Annotated in this window: 15 protein-coding genes; 10 read left to right on the forward strand and 5 right to left on the reverse strand. The window is 32.2% G+C overall.

The window, feature by feature from the left end; genetic code table 11:
- Positions 1-5: 5 nt before the first annotated feature.
- Complete coding sequence (locus K5783_RS08090) at positions 6-2,075, forward strand: DUF2254 family protein (RefSeq protein ID WP_297473597.1); 2,070 nt, start codon at positions 6-8, stop codon at positions 2,073-2,075.
- Here the strand turns inward: K5783_RS08090 and K5783_RS08095 are convergent.
- Positions 2,072-3,178, reverse strand: coding sequence for a site-specific integrase (locus tag K5783_RS08095; protein ID WP_297473599.1), 1,107 nt, complete (start codon positions 3,176-3,178; stop codon positions 2,072-2,074). The genes K5783_RS08090 and K5783_RS08095 overlap by 4 nt on opposite strands.
- Before the next feature lie 99 nt (positions 3,179-3,277).
- Here K5783_RS08095 and K5783_RS08100 point away from each other — a divergent pair, with 99 nt between their 5' ends.
- From K5783_RS08100 to cobJ, 6 genes are read left to right on the forward strand one after another with little or no spacing between them, the layout of a single operon-like run.
- The gene (locus K5783_RS08100) at positions 3,278-3,556 is read left to right on the forward strand and encodes an RpoL/Rpb11 RNA polymerase subunit family protein (protein ID WP_297473601.1); all 279 of its coding nucleotides are present in this window, start codon (positions 3,278-3,280) and stop codon (positions 3,554-3,556) included.
- A 1-nt stretch (position 3,557) separates the two neighbouring features.
- Entirely contained in the window at positions 3,558-3,875 is a 318-nt protein-coding gene (locus K5783_RS08105; protein ID WP_297473603.1) for a transcription factor S, read from the forward strand.
- A 34-nt stretch (positions 3,876-3,909) separates the two neighbouring features.
- Positions 3,910-4,656 (forward strand): proliferating cell nuclear antigen (pcna), encoded by a 747-nt coding sequence (gene pcn, locus K5783_RS08110; RefSeq protein WP_297473605.1) that lies wholly within the window; start codon positions 3,910-3,912, stop codon positions 4,654-4,656.
- A 35-nt stretch (positions 4,657-4,691) separates the two neighbouring features.
- Entirely contained in the window at positions 4,692-6,095 is a 1,404-nt protein-coding gene (locus tag K5783_RS08115; RefSeq protein ID WP_297473606.1) for an aspartate kinase, read from the forward strand.
- Positions 6,096-6,133: 38 nt separating this feature from the next.
- Positions 6,134-7,597, forward strand: a complete 1,464-nt coding sequence (locus K5783_RS08120) for a hypothetical protein (protein ID WP_297473607.1) — start codon at positions 6,134-6,136, stop codon at positions 7,595-7,597.
- A gap of 48 nt (positions 7,598-7,645) precedes the next feature.
- Complete coding sequence (cobJ, locus tag K5783_RS08125) at positions 7,646-8,440, forward strand: precorrin-3B C(17)-methyltransferase (RefSeq protein ID WP_297473610.1); 795 nt, start codon at positions 7,646-7,648, stop codon at positions 8,438-8,440.
- Here cobJ and K5783_RS08130 read toward each other — a convergent pair.
- Complete coding sequence (locus K5783_RS08130) at positions 8,437-9,483, reverse strand: tyrosine--tRNA ligase (protein WP_297473611.1); 1,047 nt, start codon at positions 9,481-9,483, stop codon at positions 8,437-8,439. The genes cobJ and K5783_RS08130 overlap by 4 nt on opposite strands.
- 95 nt (positions 9,484-9,578) lie before the next feature.
- Here K5783_RS08130 and K5783_RS08135 point away from each other — a divergent pair, with 95 nt between their 5' ends.
- Positions 9,579-9,788 carry a hypothetical protein gene (locus tag K5783_RS08135; protein WP_109877536.1) on the forward strand — a complete coding sequence of 70 codons (210 nt, stop codon included), beginning with the start codon at positions 9,579-9,581 and terminating at the stop codon, positions 9,786-9,788.
- A gap of 11 nt (positions 9,789-9,799) precedes the next feature.
- Here K5783_RS08135 and K5783_RS08140 read toward each other — a convergent pair whose 3' ends face one another.
- Both K5783_RS08140 and K5783_RS08145 read right to left on the reverse strand, forming a co-directional pair.
- Positions 9,800-9,988, reverse strand: a complete 189-nt coding sequence (locus K5783_RS08140; RefSeq protein ID WP_297473613.1) for a C2H2-type zinc finger protein — start codon at positions 9,986-9,988, stop codon at positions 9,800-9,802.
- Between the two features lie 54 nt (positions 9,989-10,042).
- The gene (locus K5783_RS08145; RefSeq protein WP_297473614.1) at positions 10,043-10,618 is read right to left on the reverse strand and encodes a hypothetical protein; all 576 of its coding nucleotides are present in this window, start codon (positions 10,616-10,618) and stop codon (positions 10,043-10,045) included.
- Positions 10,619-10,700: 82 nt separating this feature from the next.
- Between K5783_RS08145 and K5783_RS08150 the strand changes: the two genes are divergently transcribed.
- Positions 10,701-11,783, forward strand: a complete 1,083-nt coding sequence (locus K5783_RS08150) for a DegT/DnrJ/EryC1/StrS aminotransferase family protein (protein WP_297473616.1) — start codon at positions 10,701-10,703, stop codon at positions 11,781-11,783.
- Complete coding sequence (locus K5783_RS08155; protein ID WP_297473617.1) at positions 11,780-12,256, forward strand: tetrahydromethanopterin S-methyltransferase subunit A; 477 nt, start codon at positions 11,780-11,782, stop codon at positions 12,254-12,256. The genes K5783_RS08150 and K5783_RS08155 overlap by 4 nt, the downstream gene beginning before the upstream one ends.
- Here the strand turns inward: K5783_RS08155 and K5783_RS08160 are convergent.
- Complete coding sequence (locus K5783_RS08160) at positions 12,253-12,588, reverse strand: dUTPase (protein ID WP_297473619.1); 336 nt, start codon at positions 12,586-12,588, stop codon at positions 12,253-12,255. The two genes, K5783_RS08155 and K5783_RS08160, sit on opposite strands and share 4 nt — an antisense overlap.
- Between the last annotated feature and the right edge of the window lie 30 nt (positions 12,589-12,618).

Genomic DNA, 12,618 nt, shown 5'->3' on the forward strand with positions numbered 1-12,618 from the left:
GATAATTGAAATCATCTAATTTTTCTAAATTTTACATTAGTTTTATTGTTTACAGTATTGTTTTGGTTCCTATTCTATTTCATTTTCAAACTTTAAACAATTATGACAATGAAAGTTTCTTACCTTCCGCAATTGAGGCAACATCTGCTCTTGTTGCAATTGTTTTTGCAATTTCAATTTTGGTAATACAACATGCAGCTTCAAACTATACTCCGACTGTACTTAATAATTTTAAAAATGACAAAATTTTTTGGTTTACCTTATCCTATGGTATTTTTACTATAATGATCTTAAGTACAAGCTTAGTGTTTGAATGGAAAATTTTACTTCTAAACTTATTTTTATTTCTAAACAATATTGGTTTACTTGCAGTATTTTTCATTTATACATTCAAAAAAATTAATCCAATATCTATTGTAAATGAAATTCAAGATAAAATAGTAAATGAATTTACTAATGTTCATAAAAAAATAGATGAACTAAAAACAGAATATTCAAAAAAAGACACAACTGGTAAATATGGACGTGCTAATCAATTATTTCCAGAAATTACTAGTCATTCAGTACTAACTAATAATCCAACATTACTTCCAAACATCATTACTTATGAGCTAACATTGCGGCAAATCATTCTTGAATCTGTAAAGAAAGGAGACTATGATACTAGTAGAGCTGGATTGAATGTATATTCAGTTGTGCTTGCAAATTATTTGAACATAATTCCAAATTATTCATGGCATGGTGATCAATTTATCACAAAAATTCTTGAAAAAATTAAAACATATTCGATAGATGGTTTTCAGACAACAAATATTATCTTATTAGAAGATATAATTTCTACTTTACAAAAATGTGGAGTGGTATTTGCAGAAAAAATTGAATTGATTGGTGGTCATATGGAATCAAATCAACCATTGAGCCTTTGTATGAAAATTGCTTATGATATTGCAATAACTGGACTTACAAAACAATTGTTTGATCTAGCCTCAGATTCTATCAAAACTATCAGTGCTTTAGGATTAGAAGCATCAGAAAAATACAATCATGATCATTTAGCTGTATACTATATTGTTAATATTGGAAATACAGGAATAAAATTAAAAGATTTTTACGTTCCTCAAATTGCAACTTACTACTCCTTCATTGTAATTAGAAATATGATTAAAAACAAATTAAATCGTTATACTATAACAAATGAAATTGAAGATATTTCAAAAATGTTACAAAGTTTTATTGAGACAAAAATTCAAAACCTTTGGTTAAGTGGAACTGTTTCTGAAATTGCAGAATCTGGTCCTATACCATGTATCCTTGAATGCGTAAATCTGAAAAATGCCAATTACCCAAAAATCCAAACAAAGTTTAGAGAAGAAATTACAATAGATGTGGTATCTGAAATTATTGATTTGGTTGGAAAAACAGGATATTCTGCAAAAAAAGTTCATGATAATTCCATAGGATCTTCATGTGCTGATTCTCTAGTTTCTATAGCATCCTTAATTGCTTCAGAAAAATTTGTAACAGAAAAAAAACATCCTGAAGAGGAATTAAAACAAATAATCTATAGATTAAGTAATCTTCATCGATATGATCCTGAAATTCATACAACTTATGGAAGAGATATTGTAAAAAGAATTGTTGAGGTAATTCTGTATTGTCTAAAAAATAATTATTTGGAAACTGCAAAATTAGGAATTAATTTAATTTTTAATTTATCAAACAAAGTCTTAGAAACAGATGAACTTGGTTATGAAGCAATTAGAACTTTAGAAAGTTTGGATGTTATAGGATGTTATGGCATTGCAAAGAATCAAAATGAAATACTTATCTTAACTGCTGACAAATATGTGGAATTTGAAGAAAGATTTGAGGCTATATTTGGGAAGAAACCATCAGATCCTACTAGTCATCAGAACAGGTATGTAATTGATGAATATGATCAAATGCATTCAAAATACAAACCATTTGAAGATATTCAGGAAATTATGAATCCACAAAATGGTAAAGAATTTGAATTAGTGATATCAGAATTACGTGATATTAGAACAAAAGCCAAAAAACAATTTGGATTTTAAATTGGATTCTGAGGAACTTCAATCTTGTTTAATCTCAAGTAATTCATCAGAGATGTCATTTTATTTTCAAGATCCTGATATTTCTCATTCATCTGCTTGATGTTACTCTCCACTTTCTGGAAATCAGAAATTGTCAGATATGGCTCTACCTCCAAATACATCTCTCTTTTCTTCTCATCTGATAACTGGTAGTAAGTGTCCATGTAGAATCCATGCCCAATTATGGCTTCGGCAAAGTCTCTACCCACTACATTTCCAACTGTAGTTCTGAAATATTTCCTAAAGGAATGAAGATGAATTGACTGTCTGCCATTCTCATCTTTAACATTAAGGTCTGGGATTGCCCTTACAAGATATCTTAACTCTGTCTGCAAAGTTGCAATGATTGACTCTGCAACAAATGGCCCTCTATGTCTGTACACTGTTGCAAAGATTTGCTTGTCTTGAATCTGTGGATCCCTTGTTCCTTCACTCCATTTGTGATATCTTTTCAGATAGTCCTTGAGTGCGTTGGCAGCTTCAGCTGTAAGAAAAGTCTCCCTTGATTGTCTTGTCTTTGTGGTGTTTGCCCTAAGGTACACTTTGACTGGGTTTTGACTAAAGTCAATATCTGAAATCTTTAGATTGACAATCTCCCCAATACGCATTCCAGTTGATACTGCAACTAGTATTGCCAACTGTAGCTTGGGTTTTGCATTGCGTAACAGTCTTACAATGATTTCCTTATCAAGTGGAATTTCTCTAATCTTGACTACCTTGGGTACCTTGACTAGTTGTTTGAGATCGTCAGAATCAATCTTTATTCCCATATGTCTGAGATATCCTCTATTAACTGACAATGCAAGATGTATTGTTCTTGCACTTTTTCCTGACTTGTCCAAAAATATTACAAACTCTTTGAGAATCTTGAAAATATCTAGTCCCCCAGTTTTTAGGTGGTCAAGTAGGTCATACTCATCAATATTGTAATTCTCTTTGAGAAATCCTCTAAAGAGGCGTATTCTTGTTCTGTATGATTTTACAGTATTTTGACTGTGTGATATTACATACATTGAATCCAAATAGGATTTTTCATAATTTTCTTTAGATATTTGAAATGTCATGAAAATAATCCCATTCCAATCTATAAAACGGGAAGGGGTATACGGAGTGGGTCAGTTGGGGGATGATTTATATCCGCAATAAGTGCTTTTTCTGAATACATGAACGCACAAGTGATCAGTTCTGAACCCAAAGAAATCAGCCTTTCAATCACTGAAACTGACATAGGAATTTTATACATTATTCAACACGAACTCCTAAAAGGATCAAATATTGATTTTGCAGGGGTTATAGTAAAACATCCGCTCACTAATGAATGCTGGATGAGAATTAGTTCCAGTACAAAACCGCTAGGAGAAATTAAAAAAGCAACAGATTCCGCAATAAAAATGGCAGAAGAGCTCAAACAATTATTTAATTCTAAGATTAAGGTAAATTAGATTGAAATTTTGCCCCAAATGTGAGGTCAAATTAAAAAAGGGTACTTTAGGCCTTGAATGCTCAAAATGTGGTTATATAGAAGGACAAAAAGCTAAAGAAACAAAAAAAATTATTGGTGAGGATGAACCCGATTTTTCACTTTTAGCTTTTGAAGGAAATGAAGGCGAAGACACTAATCCAACGATCAAATTAGAATGTGAAAAATGCGGTCATGATGAGGCAGTTTGGTGGATGTTTCAAACTAGAAGTGCAGACGAACCCACAACTAGATTTTATCGTTGTCAGAAATGTAAATACACTTGGCGTGATTACGCATAACGTTTAACTGGAACTTTAAGACAAGAAAATTGATTTGACTTTTGGAGCAAAAACAAATGGTTCAGATGATCTAAAGGCAATTATTTCTGCAATATCTACACTTGTTGAAGAAGCTACATTTGTTGCAACAGCAGAAGGAATCACTTTTAGAGGTATGGATCCATCACACGTTGCACTAATTGATATATCCTGGCCAAATTCTGCATTTGAAAAATATGAATGCGATAGTGATATTAAATTTGGAGTAAGAATAGATGAGTTCTCAAAACTTATCAAAAGAGCAGACAAAAAAGATAGCATAGAAATTAGTATATCTGAACAAAACATGTTACTTGTTACAGTTGGAAAAAATAAAAAATACAAAATGCGATTAATTGAAAGTTCTGCAACAGATACTCCTTTACCAAAAATTCCATATGATTCTAAAATTATATTATCTTCTTCAAAGTTTGATAAAATTCTAGGAGACGTACAAGTAGTCTCAGACTATTTGACAATCCATACTACTGATTCAAAAGGTGACTTTTCAGGCAAAGGTGATTCTGGAGAGGTAGTAATTGATCTGGAAAAAGAAGATGAAGAGATTGAAGAAATTTCTTCAAAAGAGGACAGCATTGGAACTTACAGCCTTGAATATCTTAATCCTGTAGTCAAGGCAGTAGGTACGACTGCAGGCTTTATCACATGTGAGTTTTCAAGCGCAAAACCACTTAGAATTGAATTCAAAGTAGCAAATATTGGCAGAATTCACTTCTATTTGGCACCACGCGTAGAAAGTTAAAGCATTTAAAGATTAACTAATTCAGGTACTTTGAATTGAGACTTGTAATAAAATATGGTGGAACATCAATTTCTGCTTCCAAAGATATCCAAGCTATTGCCAAACACATTAACTCATTATCAAAGAAGCATCAAATTGTGGTTGTTTGTTCTGCAACAAGTGGAACAACAGATGATCTAATAGAGATATCCGAATCCATAAAAAAAGAAAATAAATCAAAAGCTGAACAGCTTGCATCAAAGATTACTAATAGACATAAACAACTAGCAAAACAAACAATCAAAAAATCTGATCTGCAAAAAAAATTATTAAGAAAATTAGATGAAGATTTTACAGAACTTCTTTCATTAATTGATGGAATGGTTTTACTTGGTGAGGTTACATCCAGATCAATGGACTATCTAATTTCATTTGGTGAAAGACTATCAATTAAATTAGTTTCATCAGCAATAAATGACTCAGGAAAAAAATCAATTCCTCTTACTGGGAAAGAAGTTGGAATAATTACTGATTCTAATTTTGGTGAATCAAAACCATTAATGGATACAACTAGACTTAGAGTTTCAAAAACAGTAGATGATCTGTTTTCAAAGAAAACAATTCCTGTAGTTGGAGGATTTGCTGGTGCAGATCAACATGGACACGTAACTACATTTGGTAGGGGAGGTTCTGATTATTCTGCAACAACTATTGGTTCTTGCATAAAGGCAGATGAGATTTGGTTGATGAGTGATGTAGACGGATTAATGACTGCTGATCCAAAAATTGTAAAGAATGCAAAATTACTCAAAGAGGTATCGTACATTGAAGCAATAGAAATGGCAATGTTTGGTGCAAAACAGATTCATCCAAGAACATTTGAGCCACTACTTTCAAAGAAAATTCCAATGAAGATCAGAAATTCCTTTAATACAAAAAATGAAGGAACGTTGGTAACCGTATCCCCATCAGAGTCTTCAAAAAATACTGTAAAATGTGTAAGCAATGTCCAAAATAATGGACTAATAGATATCCGAGGAGGCAGTATGGTTGGAACACCTGGAACTGCAGCTAAAATATTTGAAACTTTGGCAAAATCGGGAATCAATGTGATGATGATATCTCAAAATCCCTCAGAATCCAGCATTACTATTGTAGTCAAGAACACTGATCTTGATAAAGCAGTAAGTGCATTAGAGATGGAATTATTAGGAAAAATTATCAAAAAATTAGAAATTACTACTAATGTCGCAATTATTGCATTAATTGGTTCAGGAATGAGAGGAACAGTAGGAGTTGCTTCAAAAGTATTTGGCGCAATAGAGAAAAATAAAATCAACATATCAATGATAACCCAGGGATCATCAGAACTCAATCTGGCATTCGTAGTAAAAAATTCTGATACAAATGCTGCAGTACGTGCATTACATGATGCATTTGAACTTGATAAAATCAATTAGGATAAAATCATTTAAGGGCATAAACACAATCATACTTGTTGAATAAATTAATTGCTTTTCTAGTAATTGGAATTTTTACGATTGGTATAATTTCTATATCTACCATATCTGATCAATTTGCAAACGCAGGTTCTACAAAAAAAGTTCACTTTACTCAAACTATAACGTCTTCTCAAGATCCAGGACAAGGACATGAGAATCATCAGTTAGCACTAATTCTTTCTCCAAATGAAGGTACCTTGTATGATGGTTCTATGACATTCACCTCAAGTGATCCCGTTCAGATAGTTGTTTTACATGAAATCACTTCACAGGATGCAAAAGGCCAACCAACATGGACAGTTGATGGAAAAACAGTTTATGGATTATCTTTAATTGATTTGCAGGAAAAATCAGGTTCTTTTGAATTTACAGGCGCTGCACTTGCATTACATTCTCCAAATTCAAAAGAATTCACTTCAACAGTAAGTGTAGATGGTTGGATACGAGGACAGCCTACTGAAGTGATAATGCAAAAAATTGAATTAGAAAAAGAAGATCCATCATTATTTCTTTCAAGAGCTAATGTTCCAGCTACAATTCCAATGCATAAAGGAATCTACAACGGAAATCAAGTTCTATACATCATAACTGATGGTAGTGATGAAGATTTTGCAAAAACTATTTCAGAAAAGCAAGGATGGAATGTTGAAGTTGCCCCATCTATTTCAAACATACCAGAAAATACTCTGCAAAAAATATTTGTTTTTAAAAATGGCGTAAAAGGTGATGGAATATATGGATTTCAAAATGAAGTTTTTTCTAGTACTCCTTCACAAGAATCTCAATACAGTGCATTAAATTCTGTAATTGAAGTTACATGGAAAAAAGGACAAAAAGAAATAGTATTTGAATCTGCAACTGACATTATCGCTGCTCAAGAAAACGGGCGTATAGAGTTTGATGAAACAGGAATTGTCCTTAACACTCCTCAAATTACTTGGCCAGATGGAACTATGAAGGTACGTTCTGAAAAAGAAATTTCTGATGATATGCAGTATGGTGGAGGACAAATAATTGAAATTAATGAAGAAGAAATGACTGTGACTTTTGTTGCACATAGAGGTTGGGGACCTGATGGAAGAACAATTTACTATATTGTTACTGATGCTACTCCTCTAGGACCTGCAGAGACAATGGGTGTGGTTTCATCACCAACTTCTGCAAATCTTATTGCGCATTCTGGTGCGGTTGATCTTTTCCAATTTAAAAATGGAATTAAAGGATCTGGTCCATTAGGATATCAAGCAGGAATTGCAGGCGCTGCACTTGATGATAAAAATTACAGTCCTATGTGGCGAATTTATCTAGTTGAATGGAATGATCCAGAATCCGCTAAAATTTTGGAGACAAAAGCCGATATTGATTCATTTCGTGCTGATGGTTTACTCTCTGTTAGTATTGCAAGACCGCTAAACAGCGATCATATAGTTAATTGTCCATTCATCGATCCATTCCAATAGAATTATCACTAAAGGGATAAATTACTTGGTAAAAAAATTATTTTGAAATTGTCTGGTAAACTCTACATTGTTGGTGTTGGTCCTGGACATCATGATCACATGACATTTAGAGCCAAAGAAGTAATTGAAGAAAGTGATACAATCGTTGGTTATGAAACATATGTAAATTTAGTTCAAGATCTAATTGAAGGAAAAACCGTTTATCGTTATGCAATGACACAAGAAGTTGAGAGAGCTCATCAATGCATTGACCTTGCAAAATCTGGAAAAATTGTTTCACTAGTATCAAGTGGTGATCCTGGAATTTATGGAATGGCTGGATTAATTTATGAAACACTTGCAGAATCAAATTGGAATCCAAAAGATGGTCTACAAGTAGAAATTATTCCAGGCGTATCTGCACTTAATTCGTGTGCATCAATTATTGGCTCACCATTAATGACTGATTTTGCAGTAGTTAGTATGAGTGACTTACTAGTTCCATGGGAAATTATTGAAAAAAGAGTTGAAGCAGCAGCACAAGGTGATTTCGTAATTGTCATTTACAATCCAGCAAGTAAGAAAAGAATTCATCAATTACAAGATACAAGGAAAATTCTTTTAAAATATAGAAAACCCACAACCCCTGTTGCAATAATTAAAGGCGCGTTTAGAGAATCAGAAACAATTGTTATGACTGATTTGGAAAACTTACCTAATCATTCGGACAAATTAGGAATGATTAGCACTGTAATTATTGGAAATTCATCTACATACACTTACAAAGATTTGATGATAAATCCAAGAGGATACAAATCAAAATACAATTTAGAAGAACAAACAAATCCTGATCTTAAAGTTTAGAAACTTTTTCGTATAGCATCATTAACTTCTTCGCTTAGATTTAGCTTTTCTCTAATAGGAGAAATCACTTTAACCAAATAATTTCCAACTGTTTGTTTCAAATCTCCTGGATGAAGTTTCTTTTCAGCAAAATCTGTTTCTAGTTGTTCATAATCAGTATATGATACATTTCCACCGAATTTTTCAGGTCTCTCTACTTTTATTTCATCAAAATCATGAAAGATTACAGTTCTTGCAATCTCTAGCAATGGGTTATTTTCAATATTTGCTTCTTCACACCATGCCTTGCTAATCTTTTTCATAATTTCATCATCTGTATTATGAATAAAGATACCTGAATTTGGATCAGATTTGCTCATTTTGCCTAATATTTGAGAATCACTTGTATCTGCAGGTTTTGAAAGTCCAGGCAATAGCTTATGATGTATTGCGACAGGAACTTTCCATTTCATTTTAGGAAAAATCTCTCGAACTAACATGTGGATTTTTCTTTGATCCATTCCGGCATGAGCAATGTCTACATCCAATGAGTGAATATCTACTGCTTGCATTGCAGGGTATAGTAATTTGGCCAAGTCAATTTTTTTATCATCTTCTGAACGTCCCATAATTGTAAGAGTTCTCATAGTTCTTGCAATTGACATATGTTTTGTAAATTTCACAAGTTCAGACCAGTATTCAGCTTTTTCTTCATACAATTTTGAACCTAAAACAATTTCTGCTTCTGGACAAACTAACTTGAATGCATCTTGATAATATTTTGAAACTTTTGATATTGTTTCCCAATCTCCACCTAACTTATCATTAATCAACGTGTGCCAATCTGCAAGAAATACTGTGCATTTAACACCTGCTTTAACAAAGTCATTAATTTTGAAACCTGTACTGATTAAACTACCAAGGTGTAAGAAACCAGATATTTCAAGGCCAATGTAATGTTTTGGTGATGAATTTGATTTGAATAATTCAATTAACTCATCATGAGTTACTACCTCTTCGGTTGGTGGTCGTTCAATCAGATCTACTTTTTCTGTAATATCCAAATCAAAACAACTTTTATGATCTAAACGTATAAAGTTATTCAAAAATTCTAGATGAATTTAGAAACTTTGAATATGGGGCAATGTCTATTCTCTTTATGACTCTTGAAGATGGATTAAATTTGATAGAAAATTACAAGAAAGCACTTCAAAAATTTCTAGATACATTACCTGAACAATCTGTCCAATTAGGCTCAGAAATGATCCAAACTCTTACAATGAATTCTAAAAATGAAATGAAAAACTTGGACGCTATTGAAAAAGCATTAAAAAAACCACCACAATACGAATCTGGTTTATCAGAATAATTTTCAAAATTTTATTTGCAATTCTTTTTGTGTTTTCTTAATTCCTCTTGAGTATCAAATTCAGTTCCACATATTCTGCATTTTTCTTTTTTCTTATTGTGTGCCTTTTCATGATGTTTCTTTAATCTTTCAGAATCAGAAAGAACTGTTCCACACTTTTTACATTTTAATTCATTACTACTAGATCCAAATAACCCCATGTAGAAAGTATTCACGCATACTAGAAATAGTTTTTTTGAATAATGTTGAATTGTCTACTCTACTTCAGATACATCCAGGCTTTTTCTAGGCTTTGTACTAAGATAAAATGCATGGGTACTGATAATAAACGCTGCAAGAAATACCTTAGTTGCAAAAACCAAATTCCACGGTCTGTCAGGATCTGGATATGCAACTGATAATCTATCTATATCTGGAACCATCCCATCGATAATTCCTGCTGTCATTTGTGCATTTAATACTGTAAAATTGTATATTACCTCATAAAGTGTAATGATTGAAAAACCTAGTAACATTAACTGAAGCAACGCCATCTTTATTCCAACAATTTTATTTCCTGCAGTTCTCCTCCAACCTATTCTTGAAACACAATACCATCCAATAATTGTAGAAAAAAATATCCATGTAGATACTCTTGCAAAATTTTCAAATGGAATTGTCGTATTGTGAATAGCTTCTCCCATCACATAGGTTCCATTTTCTATCCATTCTATCATAGTAACATATACGCCAAAAGCAAGAGATGACAACATTATGAATCCACAAATATAGAAAATATACAGATAAACTTTGTAGCCTGAATCTGTTTTTTCAAGATGACGTGGTTTCATAATGCCGTTTGCAAAATTTTGAAATATAAAAATTCATGTTTCATCGATGAGATTTATAGACTAGTTATAAACAGCATTACTGTTGAAGATTGCAATTAACATCCCAATCGTAGGCAAAGAAGAGATATCTGCTGTTACTAATATTCTGAAAAATGGTGCTTTAACCTCCTCTGCTAGTCAGGGTGGAAAACATGTTCAAGACTTTGAAAGAACTGCGGCTTCTTTTGTTAAATCAAAATATGCTATAGCAGTAAATTCAGGAACAGCTGCACTACAAGCCGCTTTACACGCATTAGATATTAAAAAAGGAGACGAAGTTTTAGTTCCGTCATTTACCTTTGTTGCTACCGCAAATGCTGTTATTTCAACTGGAGCTAAACCTGTTTTTGTTGATATTTTAAAAGAAAATTATACAATTAATCCAGATGATTTAGAAAAAAAGATTAACAAAAAAACTCGTGCTATTATCCCGGTGCATCTATATGGAAATGCAGCACATGTGGAAAGACTTTCTGAAATTTCTAAAAAGCATAATCTTCCAATCATTGAAGATTCTGCACAATCATTAGGAACAACTTACAAGGGAAAACATACCGGTACTTTCTTTGAAATGGGTTGTTATAGCATGTATCCTGCAAAGGTAATGACTTCAGGCGAAGGTGGATTTGTTGTCACTAATAATAAAAAACTTCGAGATAAGTTATTGATGATTAGAAATCATGGAATGGTTCATGGATATGATACTAGAATCTTTGGACTAAACTTACGATTACCTGAAATTAATGCCGCAATTGCAACTGTTCAAATGAAAAAACTTCCAAACTTTTTAAAATCCAGAAAAAAAAATGCAGAACTATTATCAAAATTGATCTCTGATCTAAAACTTGTACTTCCTAAGCAAAGAAAAAATGAAAATGTAAATTGGTATCTTTATACAATTGCTATTGAAAAACGTGATGAAATTTTGAAAAAACTCAATGAAAAAGGAATTGGCGCTGCATCTTATTATCCAATACCAGTTCACAAAACTCCATTTTACAAGCTAAAAACTAAACTTCCTGTTACAGATTGGGCTGCCTCACATGTGCTTTCTTTACCTATTCATCCGGGCGTAACTCAAAAAAATATTGAATTCATTGCAAAAACACTGCATGAAATACTATGAATGCTATAGGCGAAATAATCGGAGAACTCTGCAAGGCTATTTTGCCTATACCTGAAGAATATTTCACTGGAAATCCTAACTCATCTATAGCAATTTGCACTCTTTCTAGCATAGATTTACTCAAAAAATTTTCCAATTCTGAAATACTAGATGATGTTGCTATAGTAGGACGTCTGTTATCTGAAAATAAAGGAATTGATTCAATCATTGAATATGTAAATAATAATCAAAAAATTAAAACCATTATAGTTTGTGGAAAAGAAGTTTGGGGTCATAAATCTGGAGATTCATTATTTCAATTACATAAAAATGGAATTGATAAAAATTTTAAGATAATTAATTCTTCTAGTCCTGATCCATATCTTACAGTTTCTGAATCTAAAATAAAATATTTTCAAAATAATGTTAAACTTGTAAATTTAATTAACGAAACTGATTATGAAACAATTCTAGCCAAAATCAGATTCTTCTAGTAACCATTCCTCTGCCTTTCTCTATTGATTTCATTTTTCTTTTTGTATTCATCCACAATATCGTCTGGTGTAAGATTGAGTTCAAGTGATGCTTGAACAACAAAATGCCATATGTCAATTAATTCTTCTCTAGCTTCAGCTTCGTTAAATTGTGTTGGTGTTTTCCACCATTTCCAATTTGTAGTTCTTTGCAGCTCTACTGCTTCATGCATAATTGCAGTACATAATACAGAAACTCTTCCTTCGGAATCTTTTGGATATCTATCTAAATTCATCATTTCAGATAGCCCTTTTTGAAGTTTGAATATTGTATCTAATCTGTCTTCAGACATTTCTTGTGTCAAGGATAAATTAATTTGAGA

Origin of the sequence: Nitrosopumilus sp., assembly GCF_025699125.1 — an archaeon.
GTDB lineage: Archaea > Thermoproteota > Nitrososphaeria > Nitrososphaerales > Nitrosopumilaceae > Nitrosopumilus.